The sequence below is a fragment of the Xanthomarina sp. F1114 genome (genome assembly GCF_026410255.1).
Taxonomy (GTDB): domain Bacteria; phylum Bacteroidota; class Bacteroidia; order Flavobacteriales; family Flavobacteriaceae; genus Xanthomarina.
Window position 1 is genome coordinate 1 of sequence record NZ_JAPMLL010000015.1, and the last position, 20611, is coordinate 20611.

General features: G+C 30.7%; 17 protein-coding genes. 7 read left to right on the top strand and 10 right to left on the bottom strand.

Annotation, left to right across the window (positions count from 1 at the left end):
* The first annotated feature begins 264 nt into the window (after positions 1 to 264).
* Positions 265 to 804: a lipocalin family protein gene (locus tag OS188_RS12460; RefSeq protein ID WP_267149181.1), complete on the top strand. Its 540-nt coding sequence runs from the start codon at positions 265 to 267 to the stop codon at positions 802 to 804.
* Positions 805 to 908: 104 nt separating this feature from the next.
* Here the strand turns inward: OS188_RS12460 and OS188_RS12465 are convergent, their stop codons facing one another.
* From OS188_RS12465 to OS188_RS12485, 5 genes are all read right to left on the bottom strand, one after another.
* Positions 909 to 1598: a LysE family translocator gene (locus OS188_RS12465; protein WP_267149182.1), complete on the bottom strand. Its 690-nt coding sequence runs from the start codon at positions 1596 to 1598 to the stop codon at positions 909 to 911.
* A gap of 125 nt (positions 1599 to 1723) precedes the next feature.
* The gene (locus OS188_RS12470; RefSeq protein ID WP_267149183.1) at positions 1724 to 2398 is read right to left on the bottom strand and encodes a head GIN domain-containing protein; all 675 of its coding nucleotides are present in this window, start codon (positions 2396 to 2398) and stop codon (positions 1724 to 1726) included.
* A gap of 35 nt (positions 2399 to 2433) precedes the next feature.
* The gene (locus tag OS188_RS12475) at positions 2434 to 4668 is read right to left on the bottom strand and encodes a ribonuclease R family protein (RefSeq protein ID WP_267149184.1); all 2235 of its coding nucleotides are present in this window, start codon (positions 4666 to 4668) and stop codon (positions 2434 to 2436) included.
* A 257-nt stretch (positions 4669 to 4925) separates the two neighbouring features.
* Positions 4926 to 6389: a T9SS type A sorting domain-containing protein gene (locus OS188_RS12480; RefSeq protein WP_267149185.1), complete on the bottom strand. Its 1464-nt coding sequence runs from the start codon at positions 6387 to 6389 to the stop codon at positions 4926 to 4928.
* 105 nt (positions 6390 to 6494) lie between these two features.
* Positions 6495 to 7754, bottom strand: a complete 1260-nt coding sequence (locus OS188_RS12485) for a leucine-rich repeat domain-containing protein (protein ID WP_267149186.1) — start codon at positions 7752 to 7754, stop codon at positions 6495 to 6497.
* An 850-nt stretch (positions 7755 to 8604) separates the two neighbouring features.
* Between OS188_RS12485 and rpiB the strand changes: the two genes are divergently transcribed.
* Genes rpiB through OS188_RS12505 form a run of 4 tightly spaced genes read left to right on the top strand, consistent with a single transcriptional unit; the run spans position 8605 to position 10801 of the window.
* Positions 8605 to 9039 carry a ribose 5-phosphate isomerase B gene (rpiB, locus tag OS188_RS12490; protein ID WP_267149187.1) on the top strand — a complete coding sequence of 145 codons (435 nt, stop codon included), beginning with the start codon at positions 8605 to 8607 and terminating at the stop codon, positions 9037 to 9039.
* Entirely contained in the window at positions 9040 to 9954 is a 915-nt protein-coding gene (locus OS188_RS12495; protein WP_267149188.1) for a cation diffusion facilitator family transporter, read from the top strand.
* Between the two features lie 9 nt (positions 9955 to 9963).
* Positions 9964 to 10356 carry a hypothetical protein gene (locus OS188_RS12500; protein WP_267149189.1) on the top strand — a complete coding sequence of 131 codons (393 nt, stop codon included), beginning with the start codon at positions 9964 to 9966 and terminating at the stop codon, positions 10354 to 10356.
* Between the two features lies 1 nt (position 10357).
* Positions 10358 to 10801: a GNAT family N-acetyltransferase gene (locus OS188_RS12505; protein ID WP_267149190.1), complete on the top strand. Its 444-nt coding sequence runs from the start codon at positions 10358 to 10360 to the stop codon at positions 10799 to 10801.
* Here the strand turns inward: OS188_RS12505 and OS188_RS12510 are convergent.
* The 3 genes from OS188_RS12510 to rnpA all read right to left on the bottom strand — a co-directional run bounded on the left by OS188_RS12510 (position 10798) and on the right by rnpA (position 13815).
* Positions 10798 to 11646, bottom strand: a complete 849-nt coding sequence (locus OS188_RS12510; RefSeq protein ID WP_267149191.1) for an OmpA family protein — start codon at positions 11644 to 11646, stop codon at positions 10798 to 10800. The genes OS188_RS12505 and OS188_RS12510 overlap by 4 nt on opposite strands.
* A gap of 65 nt (positions 11647 to 11711) precedes the next feature.
* Complete coding sequence (locus tag OS188_RS12515) at positions 11712 to 13349, bottom strand: S41 family peptidase (RefSeq protein WP_267149192.1); 1638 nt, start codon at positions 13347 to 13349, stop codon at positions 11712 to 11714.
* A gap of 88 nt (positions 13350 to 13437) precedes the next feature.
* Positions 13438 to 13815 carry a ribonuclease P protein component gene (gene rnpA / locus OS188_RS12520; protein WP_267149193.1) on the bottom strand — a complete coding sequence of 126 codons (378 nt, stop codon included), beginning with the start codon at positions 13813 to 13815 and terminating at the stop codon, positions 13438 to 13440.
* A 131-nt stretch (positions 13816 to 13946) separates the two neighbouring features.
* Between rnpA and OS188_RS12525 the strand changes: the two genes are divergently transcribed.
* Both OS188_RS12525 and OS188_RS12530 read left to right on the top strand, forming a co-directional pair.
* Positions 13947 to 15803 (top strand): CBS domain-containing protein, encoded by a 1857-nt coding sequence (locus tag OS188_RS12525; RefSeq protein ID WP_267149194.1) that lies wholly within the window; start codon positions 13947 to 13949, stop codon positions 15801 to 15803.
* Complete coding sequence (locus tag OS188_RS12530) at positions 15803 to 16999, top strand: succinylglutamate desuccinylase/aspartoacylase family protein (protein WP_267149195.1); 1197 nt, start codon at positions 15803 to 15805, stop codon at positions 16997 to 16999. The genes OS188_RS12525 and OS188_RS12530 overlap by 1 nt, the downstream gene beginning before the upstream one ends.
* Positions 17000 to 17111: 112 nt before the next feature.
* On the opposite strand, the gene OS188_RS12535 is transcribed toward OS188_RS12530, so the two are convergent.
* Both OS188_RS12535 and OS188_RS12540 read right to left on the bottom strand, forming a co-directional pair.
* Complete coding sequence (locus OS188_RS12535) at positions 17112 to 18938, bottom strand: M1 family metallopeptidase (protein WP_267149196.1); 1827 nt, start codon at positions 18936 to 18938, stop codon at positions 17112 to 17114.
* 58 nt (positions 18939 to 18996) lie between these two features.
* Entirely contained in the window at positions 18997 to 20607 is a 1611-nt protein-coding gene (locus OS188_RS12540) for a S8 family peptidase (RefSeq protein ID WP_267149197.1), read from the bottom strand.
* Between the last annotated feature and the right edge of the window lie 4 nt (positions 20608 to 20611).

The window sequence follows — 20611 nt, forward strand, 5'->3', positions numbered from 1 at the left end:
CTGAAACTTCTCTGAAAGCCTAAACTTAATAATTAAAGGTTTTTTTATTTTAAATTTTGGACAATATAGAATAAGATAACTACAGTGGTTCGAAAAGATAAATTAACACCTCTCCGAAAATTTAAGTATAACATCAGCTACCAGGATTCTCCGATAACTTTAATTGAAGCCACACTAGAAAAAGAATTACTACTATTTTATTTTAGTATAAACATTTTGTTAACCTTATCTATGTTTTTGCATTAAAAGCTAAAATATATAACTATGAAAATTTTTAAATTTATTTTATTCAGTTTTCTAATTATTGCTAATGTATCGTGCTCTTCGGACGATGATAATATTGAGTTAGAGTCCAATAATCTAATTGGTACATGGACCTTAACTGAAGGCCACATTCCGGCAGGTTCTGCAGATATTAATTTAGGTGGAATGACTGTACCTATAGAATATGAAGGCAGTTTTGTGAACATTGAAGAAAGTAATAGACTTAATTTTATGCAAGACAATACCTTTACTTCTGTTACCGGAAATATTTCTTTAGAAATGCAAATGACGGTTATGGGCACACCTCAAAATCAAAGTTTTGAAGGAAGTGATTTATTTGGACAAGGCACTTGGGAAGTAAACGGGAATGAGTTACTAATACATAACGAAAATGGAACAACTATTAAGTATTATATTGACCAAATAGATGGTAATGTACTAAAGCTAAGTGCCAATTTAAAAGATATGAATACGGGTACACCAAACCCGATGTTAGAAAGTATGGACATCATTATTAAAATGACATTAGAAAGAGTTTAAAATATTACTAATAAATCACATTAAAACATCCAAAGTTGTTTTAAATAAAATGAACCTTTTAAACTAAAATTATAAAAGGTTCATTTTATTTAAAGTTCTCATTTTTAATTATTCCTATTAATTGGATTTATTTGTTCCAATTTATCCTTAATTCTCTCCTTTTCTTTCGGAAAAAAGCCTTGTACCAATAATAAAATACCAAATCCTAGAATGACTAAAGAAACAATTTTTTTTGTTTTAAAAATACGTCTTGGGGTTAGTTTACTTTTAAGAGTTTTTGCTGCAACTATTTTTAATAAATCTACTAAAAAATAGACTATTAAAATAGTTCCTAAAAACACATAAAGTTCTTGTTCTGAATTTGTTAAAGAACTTCCAATAACTATAAAGCCTAACCATCCTAAAAGCACACCTACGTTTATAAAATTTAGGAGAAATCCTTTAATAAAAAGCATTCCGAAATTCTTTTTAATTTCTACTGTATGATATTCTCTAACTATGTCTCGAAAAGATTTAGAGGTTTTTATAAATGAAATAAACCCATAGACAGCAAGAAGAATTCCTCCAAAAATAAGGAAATTGGGATCGTCTTTTATTTTATGTAAAAGTTTACTTGTACTATAAAACGCAACTATAATAAATAAAATATCTGCAAGAATAACTCCTAAATCAAATATCAAAGCACTTTTAAACCCTTTTGTTGCGCTAGTTTCTAGAAGCACAAAAAATACAGGCCCAATAGTGAAGGACAAAAGAATACCAAAAGGAATTGCTGTAAGAATAGCATCTTGCATACAAAAAAGGTGTTTTCTACAAAACTACATATTTTTTTTAGCGATTTAAAGATAAAGTTGTTTGTAGGTGAATTCAACGCTTAAAAAAGCGATAAAAATACACTTACTAAGTTAGTTAAACTTTACTAATCTTTACGAATTAGTTTTCCTCCAAAAAGAATGTCTTCTTTTACTGTTTCTGGAGTTCCATAAATATAAGCTGTTCCTCCTGCTTTTACCTTAACATCTACTTCCTTTGTAGCTTTAACATGTGCTTCGCCAGCAGCTCTAATATTAATTTTTGCTGTTTCAGTTATTAGCTCTTTTCCTAAAAAAGAACCTCCAGTTGTTAAATCTATGTTTTGGCTTTTTGCCTGTCCCGAAATACGAATTACACCTCCGGTAATAGCTTTAGCTTCAACAAAAGTGACATCTTCAACCATAAGCTTTATACTTCCACCTTCTTGAGCTCGAGTATCTATTTCAAATTGCTTAATAACATCGTTAGAACTAACAAAAGCCCCTTCGTTTACATCAATTACATCAATAGTTTTGTAATATAATTGTACGGTAGTATTATCTCCATCGAAGCTTTTTTTAAGAGACATTTTAATTTTTAAACTTCCATTTTTATTAACTAAAACTACATCTGCCGTATTACTTCCTTTAATAACTACTTTATTTTCTTCAGCTTTTATAAGCTCTACTTCAATTCTATCGTATACTTTAAGCTCTTTAAAATCTCCTAAGTTTTTTTCTACTTGTGCGTTTATAGCAGTTGCTGCAAACAGTAAGCTTGCAAAAATAATCTGTTTTATCATGTTTTTTTATTTTAATTTAATAGGACCTACAAAAACTATTCCTCATGTTTTCCTATTAAGGTAAAATCTAAGTGTTTTTTAACTAAATCGGTATCTTTCACCTTTACAACAACTTCATCTCCAAGTTGGTACATGATTTTATTCTTTTTTCCAACTAAAGCATAATAATCTTCGTCAAAAACATAATGGTCGTCTCTCATATCGCGAACACTTACCATACCTTCGCATTTATTGGCTATAATTTCTACGTAAATTCCCCAATCTGTAACTCCAGAAATAACACCCACAAACTCCTCGTCTTTATGATCTTGCATAAATTTAATTTGCATGTATTTTATAGAATCTCTTTCTGCTTTTGTCGACAGGTTTTCCATATTACTAGAGTGGTTACATTTATCTTCGTAAACCTGTTCGTTTACAGATTTTCCACCGTCCAAATAATGTTGTAATAACCTATGTGCCATAATATCTGGATATCTTCTAATAGGCGAAGTAAAATGACTGTAATAATTAAAAGCTAAGCCGTAATGCCCAATATTATGTGTAGAATATTCGGCTTTACTCATAGTTCTAATGGTTAAAGTATCTACTAAATTTTGTTCTTTTTTTCCTTCAACACTTTTTAATAAGTTATTTAAAGATGAAGAAATACTTTTAGTATCCTTGAAATCTAGTTTATAACCAAAACGACTTACTACATTTTGTAAGGCATCTAATTTACTTTCGTCTGGCTCGTCATGAATTCTATAAATAAAAGTCTTTTTAGGAGATTGTTTTCCAATAAATTCAGCTACTTTTCTGTTGGCTAATAACATGAATTCTTCAATCAATTTATTAGCATCTTTACTTGTTTTAAAGAAAACGCCAATAGGATTTGAATTTTCATCCAGATTAAATTTTACTTCTACTTTATCGAACGAAATTGCTCCGGAACGCATGCGTTTAGAACGCATAATTTTTGAAAGTTCGTTTAATTTTAGCGTAGCAAATGCTATTTCTGGAGTTGTTTTATATGCTTTTCCAGAAATGGAAACTTCTGCTGGAATATGAATATCAATTTTGTTTAACTGAGAAATATCTGGGGAAGTTAAATTTGGATTATTTTCAATAATTGCTTGTGCTTCTTCGTAAGCAAATCTGGCATCGCTATACGTGACAGTTCTACCAAACCATTCGTTTTTCACTTCACCTTTATCATTCATTTGAAACACTGCAGAAAATGTGTATTTCTCTTCGTTTGGCCTTAAAGAACAAGCATTATTTGATAACACTTCCGGTAACATTGGTACCACCCGATCTACTAAATAAACTGAAGTTGCACGTTCGTAAGCTTCGTCGTCTAAAATGGTATCTGGTTGCACATAATGAGAAACATCTGCAATATGAATTCCTACTTCAAATAAACCATTATCCAAGACTCTAAATGACAAGGCATCGTCAAAGTCTTTAGCGTCTTTGGGATCTATAGTATAAGTTAAAACATCGCGCATATCGCGACGTTTAGCAATTTCTTCTTTGGTAATTGAAGTATCTAATGTGTTTGCATATTCTTCTACTTCATACGGAAAATCGTAAGGCAAACCATATTCTGCTAAAATGGCGTGTATTTCTGTATTATGCTCTCCAGGTTTTCCTAAAACTTTAATAATTTTACCATTAGGCGAATCGGCTTTTTCTGGCCAATCTTCTAAAGAAACAAGGACTTTATCTCCATCTTCAGCGTTGTTTATTTTGTTGATAGGAACAAAAATATCTGTGTACATTTTATTACCATCTACCACTACAAAAGCATAATTTTTATGAAGTTGAATTACCCCAACATATTCACTTTTAGCACGTTTTATAATATTGGTAATTTCGCCCTCCCGTTTGCCTCGCTTTAAGCGTTTGTAGGCATAAAATTCTACTTCATCTCCATGAAGCGCTTTGTTTATATTATTTGAAGCAATAAAAATATCGTCTTCAAAATCGTCGCTAATAATATATCCAGAACCTTTGGATGCCATATCTACTATACCAGTGTGATACTCGGTATTTACAATGGCTTTGTATTTACCACGGTCAACTTCTTCTATTTCTTGTTTAGCCTGAAGTTGCTTTAATTTTTTTATTATTTGATTTCTACTACTAGCGTCGTTAACACCAATTTTAGAAGCTATTTGTTTATAATTAAAGGAATTGTTTCTATCTTTTTTTAAAATACTTAGAATGGTATTTGTAAGGTTGGAAATCTTATTATTAGAAGGTTTCCTGTGTTTCTTTTTTGTCATGTATTAAATGTAATCATTTTATTCCTATTTATCCCAATAGCTATCGGGAAGGAATCTTATTGTTATTTACCTTAATTCTTAGAGCGAAGAGTTACATGTATTCACTTCTAATAAACTAAGTGAACGCAATAACAAGATATTAAGTTTATACAAAGCTACGGTTTTAATATTAAATAAATATTTCTTTAATATTAAGTTAACGTAAAAAGGCTTACAAATTAATGTAAGCCTTCTATTTTGTAATAAAATTTAGTTAATTATTTTATAACAAGTTGTTTTGTTGCTTTTCCTTGATTGGTTTCTATTTCTACTAAATACAAACCGGAGGCTAGTTGTGAAGTATTTATAATAGTTTTTTTAGAAGTTAATACCTGTTGACCCAAGATATTGAAAATAGAAACCTTCTTTAATTCTGATGCGTTTTCTAATTGAATTGTAAATTGATTTATTGTTGGGTTTGGATAAAGCTTGAAGTTTGACACATCATGTTCTTCAACTGAAAGTATAGCGGATAAATCGAAAACTCTTACATGGCCTGAATTACTTCCATTTCCATCATTTAAATGAGCCCCAATAGCCACAACACTTCCGTCTGCAGAAAGACTTACGGCCACTCCAAAATGATCGCCAGCAGCTTCACTAAGAATATCATTTCCTACTTGAGTCCAATTTCCAGATATATATTTATATATTTTTACTCTTCCAGAATAATCGTCTGTATTCGAATAAGTAGCAGATCCAATAGCCATAATAGTTCCTGTTTCTGACATACTAAAACTACTGCTAAAGCTTTCAGCTTCACTATCGCCAATTAAATCATTTCCTATTTGAGTCCAAATATTGGACTGATTTTCATAGACTCTTACCATCCCTAAATTAAACGAATCATTATTTGGTGTAAATCTAACCGCTACAATATTACCATCTCCAGATAAATTTATAATTGAACCAGCTCCATCATAAGCCTGACCATTTATTTCATTTCCTAATTGATTCCATATCCCATTTTGATTTTCGAAAACACGAACTTGCCCAGAACTAATACCATTAACAGGGTTTCTACTGGCACCAATAGCCACTAAATTTCCATCTGAAGACAAACTAACCGAAACGCCAAAATATCCGCCAGCAAATTCGCCTTCCAGATCAGAACCAATTTGAACCCAATTATCAGATTGATTTTCAAAAATTTTAACACGCCCTGAAGCCGTTCCATTAGTTTCATTAAAATAAGCACCAATAGCAATAATATTTCCATTGGCCGAAATGCTTATTGAATTACCAAAATTATCATAAGTTTCACCATAAATACCATTGCCAATCTGTACCCAACTATCATTTTCATTTCTAAATATACGTACTTTACCTGCACCAGATCCATTGGTACTATTTGTAGGCGAACTAATAGCCACGATGCTGCCATCTGCAGATAAAGCTACAGGAGATCCCGAACGATCAAATTCAAATTCGCCATCAATATCATTACCTATTTGAATCCAGGCATTAGATTCAAATCTAAAAACTCGTACATGTCCTGCATGTGATGCTACATCAGAATTTCTTGGCGAACCGATAGCAACAATAGTTCCATCTGCAGATAGACTAATGGAACGTCCAGAGCCATCAAATTCGTTTTCTCCATCAATATCTTCACCCAATTGAACTTGACTATAACCTAAAAATCCAATACATAAACCTAAAAAAAGTAGAATGTGTTTCATAACTAAAGTATTTTGTATCTATATCGAGATTATAATTAAATGTGAGCATACTTATCCCTTTAGAATAAAAATCTTATTGTCATTAAACGTAATTTCTAGAGCTGTTTACTTAACTATAAATTTTTTAGATATTTTTCCATTGGTTGTTTCTATTTGTGCAATATAAATACCTTTAGAATAATTCGAAACATCAATTTTAGTTGTTTTCTCTTCAGACACTAATTGCCCTAAACTATTATAGATTAATGTTGTTTTTAAATCTGACACATGGTCTAATTTAATAATTAAAAAATTTGAAGTTGGATTTGGATGTAACCTAATGGTTTTAGCTACTTCAAAATCTGTTATAGTTAGAATAAACGAACCAAAATCTTGCCAAACAGCTGCTGCTTGATAATCTGGAATGGTTCCCACTGGTACGGTTAAGGGAATGGTATTTATTGGAACACTAGCAAAAACTGTTGCATCAATTGCTAGTGGAGTATTCCAGTTTACGGTAACATTGGTAAGATTATCACATAATTGAAAAGCGCCCTCATCTATAGTTGTAACACTCTCGGGAATATGAATTTCATTAAGATTTGTATTAAAAAATGATTGTTCACCGATACTGGTTAAAGTATTTGGAAAATTTATAGTGGTTAAACTAGTGCACCCAAAAAAAGCTCTATCCCAAATTACATCTAAATTAGCTGGTAAATTAACAGATATTAAACTTGTACAACCATAAAATACGAAAGACGAAATACTGGTAATACTATCAGGAATTGAAACATTTATTAGACTGGAACAACCATAAAATACAGCAGTATTAATATTTGTCATGCTATTAGATAAAGACACATCTGTTAAACTAGTACATCCTTTGAATGCCTCGAAACCAACAAAATTTACACTGTTAGGTAAATTAACATTTGTTAAACTCGTACAATCTTCAAACGCTCTTCGTTTTAAACTTGTTAAACCCACAGGAAAGGTAACATTTGTTAAACTGCTACAACCAGAAAAACCTTGATTTTCTATACTGATAAGATTAGCAGGCATATTAATACTTGTTAAACCTGAAGAATTTCTAAATGCAGCAGTATTAATTATGCTTATACTATCGGGTAACGAAACATTAGTTAAATTAGGACATGCATTAAATGCAAATTCGGCTATTTCTATTACAGTATATACAATACTATTATCAGTAACGGTTTCTGGAATAACTAAACTGCCTGTAGGACAAATATTATTATAACTTGTTACCGATACGTAATTATTTGTCACATCGGTTACGGTATACTCTAAAGTGCCATCGTTAAAGGTTTGACTCTGTATAAAATTGATACTAAATAAAAATAAAAGTAAATATTGTTTCATAATTTAATATTTAAAGATTAGACATCTTTTTATGTCTAAAATGGTCTTAGGTTAACACTTTCTCTAATTATTATTTTTAATGGGATTGGATTGGTATTTATAAAAAAGAGATTAAAAAATCAGTTATCAACATATATATACATAATCAACTTTTTCTTTTAAAATTTAAAAAAATATTAATGATGATTATAGGGTGTTAATAGCAGGTATAACTTTATTAAGTTTTATTTTGAAATGTGCTTATTGACGTTCTATTAATATGTAATTAACAATAGATTTACATTTAAAAGCTTCATTTATAGGTTAATTTTGAAAGCTGTTAACAACTGTTGATAACTGTTTTTGTATCTTAACTGGTTATAAGTATTCCAAAAATATGTGTTTATAAAGCTAAATTTATAGCTGAAAAGTTGTCCAAAAATAGCTGAGTTATATTTAGGTTATTTCAAGTGGGTTTTTGATTGGAAAATTTTTTGGATAAACCATGTTTTAGTTTTAAATAATTATAAACAGTTATTAACAGGTTGTTAGTTTTATTTAATGAAGCTATTAACAATCTATCCCTTTATTAACAAGGCTTCATAGAAATACAACTAATAGCTATGATTATGAATTACTTAGCTTATTATAGTTATTTATAAAGACTATTTATTCTAAGAATTAATTTTTGAATGTATCTTAATTCTAAAATTTTATATAAAAATAGCTCTTCAAATTGAATAAATAATTTAAAAAGAATCTGTTTATAGATATACTGAATAAATAAATGTCATTTTAAAATTTAGTAACTTTATAGTCTTAAAAGAAATAATTTTTCCGAGCTGTCGGGAATAAATTAAAAAATAAGTTTATGAAAATTTCTATTGGTAACGATCATGCTGGAACAGAATACAAATTTGCAGTAATTAAACATTTAGAAGCTAAAGGTTTTACAGTTACAAATTATGGAACAGATTCTAATGAGAGTGTGGATTATCCAGATTATGTACATCCAGTTGCTCAAGATGTAGAAACTAAAAAAGCCGATTTAGGTATCATTATCTGTGGGAGTGGAAATGGGGCAAATATGACTGCTAATAAACACCAAGGCGTACGTTCTGCTTTATGCTGGACCAAAGAAATTGGGGCACTTGCAAGACAGCACAATAATGCCAATATATTAAGTATTCCTGCGCGTTTTACTGCTTTGCAACAGGTTCTTGAAATGGTGGATACTTTTTTAGAAACTGAATTTGAAGGAGGACGACATGAAAATCGGGTTAATAAAATTCCTGTGTCCTGTTAAATGAGTCAGACACATCAACATCATGTACAGTCTTATAAAGATGTGAAGGATAGAAAGCTATTGTTAGCTATTTTCTTAAACATTTTAATTACTGCTGTTCAAATTGTTGGTGGAATTGTCTCTGGAAGTTTAGCACTACTAAGTGATGCTTTACATAATTTTAGCGATGTTATTTCTTTAGTTGTTAGTTTTATAGCTTCTAAATTATCTAAACAAAAAGCGTCTATAAATAGAACTTTTGGTTATAAACGTGCCGAAATTTTAGCCGCTTTTGTAAATGCTGCTACTTTAATAATTATAGCTATTTTACTAATTATTGAAGCTATAAAACGTTTTCAAAATCCGTACGAGATTGAATCTAACCTTGTTATATGGCTAGCTTTAATAGCAATTTTTGCTAATGGAATTAGCGTGCTATTATTAAAAAAAGAATCTAAAAATAATATTAATATTCGTTCTGCATATCTCCATTTATTTACAGATATGTTAGCTAGTGTAGCTGTTCTTATAGGAGGTTTACTCATGAAATATTACCAAATATTCTGGGTAGATAGTTTATTAACTTTTTTAATAGCTTTATACTTAATTTATGTTGGTTTAGATTTATTAAAAACTTCCACAAAAATGCTCATGTTGTTTACGCCAGATCATATAAATATTAAAGATGTGGTTAGGCTTGTTAATAAGTTACCAAAAGTTAAAAAACTACATCATATACATATTTGGAACTTAAGTGATGACGAGCTGCATCTAGAAGCACATTTAGATTTAGAAGAAAATATTAGCACTAAAGAGTTTAATATATTGTTACATAAAATAGAACAAGTCTTGCATGACGAATTTAACATCAATCATGTAACCATTCAACCAGAATATAAGAAAGAAGACCCAAAAGAGGTTATTGTTCAAGATTAATATTTAATTATGAAGTTTAAAGGATTCTTATTTTTAGCCGTATTATTAACTATTTCTTGTTCTGAGTTAACTAATAATATCATAGAAAATAACATTCCAGAGTCAAAAAAACTAGAAGTAGGAATTAAAAACAATACCAATTACAGATTTATTAGAACTGAAATAATTGCTGATAATACCACCTTTGTATATCAAGTTTTAGAGCCTGGCGAGTTTTCTGAATTTTTAGAAATGCTTCATATTTATTCTGAAGCCGAGATTAGAATTGAAACAGCAGATGCTTATTTTTCTTTTTCACCTTCTTTTTTTAATGAAGATACCAAAGTAACAAATGGCTTGTATTATTTTGAAGTAAATATTTCTAATAACCAAACGGTTTCTATAACCAGAAAAACTTTTTAAAATGCTTGATATTACAACTAAAACTTTTGAAGAATTAAGCAAAGAAGAGGTTTACCAGATGCTTCAATTACGAGCAGAAGTGTTTGTAGTTGAACAGGAATGTGCTTATCAAGATGTAGATGGAAAGGATGATAAAGCGCTTCATGTTCTTGGTTATAAAGACCATAATTTAGTGGCTTATACACGTATTTTTAAACCTGGATTTTATTTTAAGGAAGCCAGTATTGGAAGAGTAGTTGTGGCAAAAAATGAAAGGGAAAATAAATATGGTTATGATATTATGGAAGCATCTATAGCTGCTATTAAAGATATTTTTAATGAAAATACAATTAAAATATCAGCCCAATGTTACTTAAAAAGCTTTTATAATAATTTAGGTTTTATTGAAACCGGAGAGGAATATCTGGAAGATGGAATTCCGCATATGGCCATGATAAAAAACTAGTTTTTCTGATTAGATTGGCCCACATAAGTAATTAAAATTTCTACTCGTCTGTCATATTTTGCTTCGCCACCTAGAGGAAATTTTCTACGCATTCCAACGTATTTCATTCGTCTTTTATCCACGCCTTTTTTTGCTAAATAATCATAAATATATTTTGCTCGGGCTAAAGATAGGTTTCGCTGTTTGGTCTTTCTATCAATGGCATCTCTACTGTATTGCGTGCAACATACATGTCCTTGAATAGTAAAGTAAATATCTTCTCTTTCAACTAACACATCGGCCATTTCTTCCAATGTTTTTTTAGATTCTGGAAGTAAGACGCTATATCCTGTTTTAAACAAAATATTTTCTAATCGAATTTTATCACCAGCTTTTAAATCTTCGTTTAATAAAGATTCGGTAATATCCTTTTTTTCTGGTTGTTTAATTTCTCTTGGAGGATTATAAGGCTGAACAATAATTTCAACTTTTCGGTTTAAACCTCTAATTTTATTAAGATCTTCTTCTTTAATAAGTTTAACTAAAATCTTTCCCTTTCCGTCCACATTTGTAATAATGCTTTCATCAAACTCATTGTTTGAGAAAATGGTTTTGATAGCGTTTGCTCTATCTTGCGAAAGAACTAAATTATAAGAATCACTTCCTCTATCGTCTGTAAAACCGTAAATGGATATTTTTTCTATATCTAAAGCTTCAATTTTAGAAAGGAAAATAAGTAGCCTGTTATGTTCTGTTGGAGGTACTTCAAATTCATCAGTTTCAAAATAGACCTCATGTGTTAACTCTGTTTGGGCAGATACACTAAAACCAATAAAGAATAATATTAATATTAAAAATGTTTTCATAAGAGGCACATGAAATTTGTAAGTAAATATAAGTATTTACATTTAATATTTCAATCTATGCCAAATTACCTAAGGTAATCTTTGTATTTTATAGGGTTTGAAAGAATATTTGTTGCTTTTTTAATTTCCGGATTATGAGTTTTATAATAGTCGTATAATCCTTCACGGTAAACATAACGTTTTACTATTTCGTCTGTTAATAAAGATAAAATTTGCTCTTTATTTTCGTTAATAGCCAGCTCTTTAGAATTTTTTAAATTCTTTAATAAGGCGTTATAATCTGATTTAATATTATCGTCTAAATCTTCTTTTTTAGCATTTTCAAAAACAACATTTAAAGATTTTTCTGTTTCCGTTATAAAGGAGAAATTATTGGTGTTTAAATAGTTTTTAAAGTTTTTAAAATCGGAATCTTTTAGCTCGAAATTACTCATATCACTTAAGTCTGTATGCTTATAATAGTAATCTGTAGCATAATCGAATAGTAAAAAATCGTTTATTATAGCATCGGTAATTGCTGTATTATTTGAAATTTCTAGAGTTTCATCTGGAAGCACTCCTCCTCCATCAAATACCGGACGACCGTTTTTGGTTTTAAATTCGTGATATTCTTTACTATCTATTCTTACAGCATTTCCTTTGGCGTCTCTATTGGCATAGTCTAAAGCTTGAATACAACGGCCAGAAGGCGTATAATATCTAGAAATAGTTATTTTTATTTGTGTTCCATATGTCAATGGTTTAGGACGTTGAACCAAACCTTTTCCAAAACTTCTAGAGCCTAAAATTACAGCTCGATCTAAATCTTGTAAAGAACCTGAAACAATTTCGCTGGCAGAAGCACTACTTCCATTAATTAAGACCACTAAAGGAATTTCGGTATCAATGGCATCTTTTTGTGTGTAATATGTTCTGTTATATTTCTTTACTTTAGATTTTGTAGTTACTACCAATTGCCCTTTTGGCACAAATAAATTTACCACATTTACAGCCTCGTGAAGTAAGCCACCTGGATTATTACGCAAATCTAAAATTATACGCTCTGCACCTTGAGCTTTTAAATCTTTTAGTGCATAACCAGTTTGAGAAGAGGCTTTATTATTAAAAGTACTTAACACAATATAGCCTGTTTTATCGTCTATCATAGAAAAGTGAGGCACAGCATCAATTTCTATTTCAGATCGCTTTATAGTAGCTTTATGTTCTTTTCCTTGACGTAAATAGGTTACCTCCACTTCAGAGTTTGGTGTGCCTTTTAATAAATCGCCCGCATCATCTTTATAACTAGAAATAACAATCTCTCCTATTTTAATAATTTCGTCTCCAGCTTTTAATCCTGCCTTATCTGCCGGATATTCTTTATAAGGTTCTACAATAACCAACCTATCTTTTAGGGTTCTTACTTTAGCTCCAATACCGGTATAATCTCCTGTACGTCTAATACGCTCTGCTTCTACATCTTGTTCGTTATAAAAATTAGTGTATGGATCCAAATCTTTTAGCATGCTTTTAATGGCTGTATCCATTAAATCTGCCGGATTGGTTTCGTCCACATAATTCATATTTATTTCTTTGAATAAAGTGGTGAAAATTTCAATTTGTTTAGCTATTTCAAAAAAATCGTTTTGAAAAGCAGATCCTGTAAAAAATATGGTTAGGGCCAAAACAGGAACTATAATCAGTCTCTTTAATTTATTTTTCACGTGTTTATTTTTTTATTTGTTAGCTGAAACATCCATATTATTACCTTCTAATTCACCAAAAAATTAGAGTTGCTGCTACATTAGAAATTTATTCTTTAATACTTTTATCTACAAATTTCTGAAGCAATTTTTTCATTTTAGTATCAACTTCTACAAAAGTCGGTTTTTCTTTCCCAATGTACAAAATCATAAACGCATATGGTGTTGTTAAGTTGTTAAAAAAAGTTGCTTTATTTATTCTGTAAGCTTCACGTAACAAACGTTTTATCCGAATTCTATCTACTGCTCTTTTAAAATTTCGTTTAGAAACTGAAACGCCAGCTTTTACTAATGTATCCTCGTCGAAGGTAGTTTTTAGATAGACCATTCTTAAAGGATAAGCCGAAACCGATTTACCTTCTAGGAATAGTTTAGCAATTAACTTTTCGCTTTTAAGCTTTTCTTTTTTTGGATAAGATGCGTTCATAAATATTAACAAGGTAACAAATGTAATAAATACGAATAAGCTTTAAGCCTCCTTTTTATATATGATATTGGTCATGTTTTATTTTATTGATTTCCTGTAACTTATAGTCTTATAACAAAAACTAATTATCAATGGGAAATTTACATGTAACAAAACTTGAAAACAAAAAGGAACACGCCAATTATATACACCATTTAATGAACGATCTTGAAGCTTTAGATTTAATGCTGAAAGAAGATTTAATTGAAAAAGAACCCATAAGAATTGGCGCAGAGCAAGAGTTTTTTATTGTTGATAAAGCATTTTTTCCTAGTGGTAATGCACTTAAAATTTTGGAAGACATTAACGACGATCATTTTACTACCGAAATAGGAAATTTTAATTTGGAGATAAATTTAGATCCTTTAGAACTAAAAACAGATTGTTTTTCAAAGTTAGAACATCAATTAACTACTTTATTAGAAAAAGCTAAAGAAGTTGCTAAAAAGCACCATTCTAAAATTGTTCTTACAGGTATTTTACCAACCTTATCTCTAAAACATATTACTATTGAAAACATGACACCTATTAAGCGTTATTTTGTTTTAAATGAAGCTGTAAAGGAATCGAGAAATCAAGATTTTCACATTCATATTAAAGGAGTGGATGAGCTGAGTTTAATCCATGATTCGGTAATGCTAGAAGGCTGTAATAATAGTTTTCAAATGCATTTACAGATTCATCCAGATCAATTTATAGAAAATTATAATTGGGCACAGGCTATATCGGGACCTGTTTTGAGTATTTGTACCAATTCGCCTATGCTTTTTGGAAAAGAACTTTGGGCAGAAACTAGAATTGCTCTATTTACGCAAAGTGTGGACACCAGAGCCAATTCTTTTTTATTAAATGAAAACCAATCACGAGTTAGTTTTGGAAATAATTGGGAAACAGGCACAGTTACAGATATTTTTAGAGACAATATTTCTAGGTTTAGAAGCATGGTAACATCAGAATACATTACAGATAGTGTAGACATGATTGAACGTGGAGAAATACCAAAACTAAAAGCTTTAAACCTTCATAATGGCACAGTTTATAGATGGAATAGGGTCTGTTATGGTGTTGGTGAAGGAAAACCTCATTTAAGAATTGAGAATAGATATATTCCATCTGGACCTACAACTACAGATGAAATTGCGAATATGATGTTTTGGGTTGGACTTATGCTTGGAAAACCTTCAGAATACAATGATATTCATGAAAAATGGGATTTTAAAGATGTAAAATCAAACTTTTTTAGTGCTGCCAGATATGGCATGGGAACCCAAATGTTTTGGGATGGAGAATATATATCAACCCATCAGTTAATCTTAGATAAATTATTGCCAATGGCTTATAGAGGTTTGTATAAGGCAGATGTTAATCCAAAGGATGTTGAAAAATACTTAACAATTATTGAAAATCGTGTAAAATCTTATAATGGATCGCAATGGCTTATAAAAAACTTTAGACAGCAATCTAAAACTAAAACTAAATACGCAGCTGCTCAAATTTTAACATCTCAGTTATACGAAAAACAAGAACTTAATTATCCTGTTGGCTCCTGGAACCTTATTAAAGAAAATGAGGTTGAGGTAGATACAAGCACTTATTTTGTAAAACATGCTATGAGTACAGATATTTTTTCTGTTCATAAAGACGATAGTCTAAAGCTTGTAAAGAAAATGATGACATGGAAAAATATAAGACATATGCCAGTTATAGACGAAGGCAAAAAGCTTATCGGACTTATTACCAATACTGATATTAAAGGCTTTTCAAAATTATCTATTGATAAAGGGGTTTCGGTAGAAGAAGTTATGATTAAAGATTTACTTACAATTTCTCAATACGAAAGTCTAGAAACTGCCAAAGAATTGATGTTAAACAATATGATAAATTGTCTTCCAGTTGTGGAAGATGGAAAATTGATTGGTTTGATAACTTCAAAAGATTTTTTTAATTAATGATTATTACTAGAAGTAAAGCTTTAGAAAAAGAAGTAGAGCTAGAAAGATTAATTGCTAAAATATCTGGTTCGCAAAACGGACCAACTCTTGTTTTTTTTGCAGGGATTCATGGTAATGAAACAGCAGGAATTTATGCTTTAACCCATGCTTTAAAAAATTTTTCAAAAACAGATTTAAAAGGAACAATTTATGCCATTGCTGGGAATTTAAATGCTCTTTCTAAAAATAAGCGATACATAGAACAGGATTTAAATAGAATGTGGACCCAAGAAGAATTGGATACTTTAATTTCTAAAGAAAAATTAAATTCTGAAGAAAAAGAACAACTTGAAATTTATAAGCTATTACAAGATATAAAAGACACACATTCTGGACCTATTTATTTTATAGATTTCCATACTACATCAAGTAAAACATTGCCTTTTATTACAATTAACGATGCTCTAATTAATAGAAAGTTTTCTCAGCTCTTTCCAGTTCCTGTGGTTTTAGGAATAGAAGAATTTTTAAAAGGTCCTTTACTTAGTTATATCAATCAATTAGGTTATGTTTCTCTAGGATTTGAATCTGGCCAGCACGACGAATTAGATGCTGTTTTAAATTGCGAATCTTTTATTTATTTGAGTTTGGTTTATACCCAAGCTATGGATAAAGAAAAGCTTTTAGATTTTGACATGCATTATAACCAACTTAGAAAACAGTCTGATATTATTTCTGATATTTTTGAAGTGTCTTATTTATATAGAATTAAACCCGACGAAAATTTTAAAATGAAACCAGGATTTAAAAGTTTTCAGATTATTTCTAAAGGAACTCTTCTTGCTGAAAGTAATTCGCAAGCTGTTTTATCTGCTTATAATGCTAGAATATTTATGCCTTTATATCAAAAACAAGGCTCTGATGGCTTTTTTATTATAAAGAGTATTCCTCCTATTTTCTTAAAAATTTCTGAATTATTACGTAAATATAATCTAGATAACTTATTAGTCTTCCTTCCAGGAATATCTTGGTTTAATAAAGACCAAGGCATCTTGTCTGTTAATTTAAAAGTGACCAGATTTTTGGCAAAGCAAATTTTTCATCTTTTTGGTTTTCGAAGTCAGCAATTAGATAAATCAAAGATATTATTATACAATAGAGAACGTGTTTCTAAGTTTGATTTATATAAGAGAGAAGCTTGGTTTAAAAAGTGATAACTATATGTAATTGTTTAATTTATACTAGCTTGATAATTTATAAAATAAAAAAACCTGCAAGACTTTTATAGCTTGCAGGTTTTTGTATAAATATTAAGATCTTAATAATTTACTTTTCTAACTTGTTATTTACTTTATTAATATCTGCCATTTTTTCTTTAGGATCTATTTGAACCGATTTTACGGGTTTAGATGCCAAGAAACTATAGGTTGGGTAGGCCCAAGCCCAATCAGATAAAGGTGTAGCAGTAGTTGGTTTTCTACCTTGCATCATTCTAAGGGGAATATAATAATCTTCGGTTGTACCATCTGTATAAGTAATAGTTATATCTAATGGCATAGGCATAATTCCAATACGCTCTAATATAACCGTATTTCCAGATATAGCTTGTACTCCATAATCGATAACGTTTGTAGTTTGAGTAAAATCTGTTAAGTACCAGCCTAATTCTAAATTAGAAACTTTTTCGGCAGTACGAATAAAATCATTTGGTGTTGGATGTGTAAATTTAAAATCGTTATAGTACTTTTTAAGTGTTTCTTTTAAATTATCTTCTCCAATAACATAAGCTAATTGCTCTAAAAACACAGCTCCTTTGCTGTAGGCAGAAATACCATAAGCTTGATTGTATTCAAATCTATCAGCATGAGTGGATAAAGGTTGTTCTTTTCCAGAAGTAGCTAAATAGATATAATTTTTGTAAGAGCGATCAACTGGATTTCCTTCGTTATTTCCCATTACAGCATCCATTGCATAATCGCTAATATAACTTGTAAAACCTTCGTCCATCCAATAGTATTTAAGCTCGTTAGTAGCTAATAAGAACTGGAACCATGTATGAGCTAATTCGTGAGCTGTAACTCCAACTAAACTACCTAATTTACGTTCTCCTGTAATTAAAGTACACATAGCATATTCCATTCCTCCATCTCCACCTTGCAATATAGTGTATTGCTCGTATGGGTACTCTCCAATATGTTCGGTAAAAAACTCCATTAACTCAACGGTTTTTGGTTGTAGTTTTTTCCAATTTTCTAAATAATTATCTGCTAATGTCTTTTTATAAAAGAAGTGAAGCATTGGTCCGTCTGGTATTTGCAAGGTATCGTGAACAAAGTCTGGATCTGCAGCCCAAGAAAAATCATGAACTTTAGGGGCTTTAAAATGCCAAGAAAGCATATTTCCAATAGGAGCACTTACCTCTTCGGTTTCGTAACCATGTCCAATTTCATTAGGATTTTGTAAATATCCAGTTCCACCAATTACGTAGTTTTTATCTATGTTGATAGTTACGTCAAAATCTCCCCAAACTCCATGAAACTCTCTTCCAATGTATGGGTCTGCATGCCAACCTTCAAAATCGTATTCAGCTAATTTTGGATACCATTGTGTCATGGAAAGTGCTACACCTTCCGAGCTATCTCTTCCAGAACGACGAATTTGTAAAGGAACTTGTCCGTTAAAAATCATATCGAAAGTTACCTTTTCCCCTGGTTGAATAGGTTTGTGTAACTGTACTTTTAAAACGGTTCCTACTACATCATAATTTAAAATAATGCCATCTTGTTTTAAAGAACTTACGTTTATATAACCAATTTCGTCTGGTTGTAATTTTCCAATTCTATCTCCAACACGGCTATCTGGATCTGCAATAGTTTGAGATCTAATATCCATTTCACTTCCTGGTTGAAAGGCATTAAAATACAAATGATAATATACTTTATTTAATACATCTGGAGAGTTATTGGTATAAACCAATTGTTGGGTTCCTGTGTATTGAAAAGAATTGACATCCATAGTAATATCCATCTTATAATCGACGTGTTGTTGCCAATATCCTGGATTGTTAGATTCAAATTCTAGTGGTTTGCTTGGAGTATTGGCTGTTGTTAACAGCATACTTAAACAAAAAAGTAGTACAAAGGATTTTTTCATTTTTAATAAATTAAAAAGCCTCATCTTTAACGGGTGAGGCTTTAGGTTTGTTAATTGTTTATTTAGAAAGCTGATCTGCCATAATTAGTGCGTTATACGCATTCATTATTTTTCCAGATTTAGATAACTCTCCAATAGGTTTAATATTATCAGTATCTCCAGCAACAACTACTTTAGTTGTTAAAGCTAAACCAGAATCCATAAGGATTTGTTTTACTTGAGCTCCTGATAATTTTGGATAATAAGAACGAATTAATGCAGCAACACCCGCTACTGCTGGAGCAGCCATAGATGTTCCACCCATTGTTTTATATTCATTTTCTGGAGTTGTAGAGTATATTTTAGCACCTGGTGCAAAAACGTCTACATTTATTTTTCCGTAGTTAGAAAAACCAGCAACCATATTAGCTCCGTATTTAGGCTCTAAAGCTCCAACAGTAATAAAAGTATCTGATACTTCAGGACCATTATCTACTTGATCGTTTGGATAACAAGCTATTTGATCTAAATCGTCTCCATCGTTTCCAGCTGCGTTTACAAAAATAACATCGTGTTTACCAGCATAAGTAATAGCATCTCTTACCCATTGACTGTGTGGTGAGTAATATTTACCAAAACTACCGTTAATTATTTGTGCACCATTATCTACTGCATATCTAATGGCTAAAGCAATATCTTTATCGTATTCATCGCCATTTGGAACAGCTCTTAAGCTCATAATTTGAACGTTGTTTGCAACCCCATCAACTCCTTTTCCATTACCACGTTGTGCAGCAATAATACCAGATACGTGTGTTCCATGACTTTCACTTTTAACCGAAGGCATAACATTTCCATTACCGTAACCAACATCTGTAATGTCATTTGGATTGTCGCCAGTAGTTCTTCCGTTAAAATCTTTATTTAAGTTGTAGTTTAATTTATCATTAAAATAATCAACTCCTTCTTTAATAGAAGTTAAAGCTTTTTGAGAATCATCAAATCCATTTCCATACATAAAGCTTAACATGCTTGCTGCTTTTGTTAAACTTTCGTCTTCAGTTTCTAATGCTTCTACTTCTTCGCTTGTATAATCTTCTTTTCCAAAATGTTTAGAAACAGCTTCATGTGCGTCTTTTAGTTGTTGGTAAATTTGATCGTATTGAGCTTTTCTTTCTTGAGTTTCTTTGTATTCTTTTTCGTATTCTGCTTCTGCTCTTTCCCAATCAGGACTAGATGTGTCTCCACTTGCAAGAATTCTTACAAATTCTAATTGCTCGTTATAAGCATCACCTAAGAAGTTCCATCCATAAACATCGTCAACAAAACCATTGTTATCGTCGTCGATACCATTTCCAGGAATTTCACCTTTATTAGTCCATAAAACGCCATTTAGGTCTTCGTGTTCGATATCAATTCCAGAATCGATTACTGCCACAATTACCACTTCTCCCTTTTTGTTTTTAATAAGCTCTGTATAAGCTTTTTCAACACTCATTCCAGGAATGGTATCTGCAACAAGGTCTAAATGTCCCCAAGTGTGTTTCTCTAATTCTGTTAATTCCGATACCTTTAAAGGCACTGAATCAATATTTTCAACAGGAGTTGATACAATTTCTGCACCTCCACCACAACTAGATAGAGTGACTGCTAGTAGTCCTGAAAATAAAAAGGGTTTCAATAATTTCATTTTA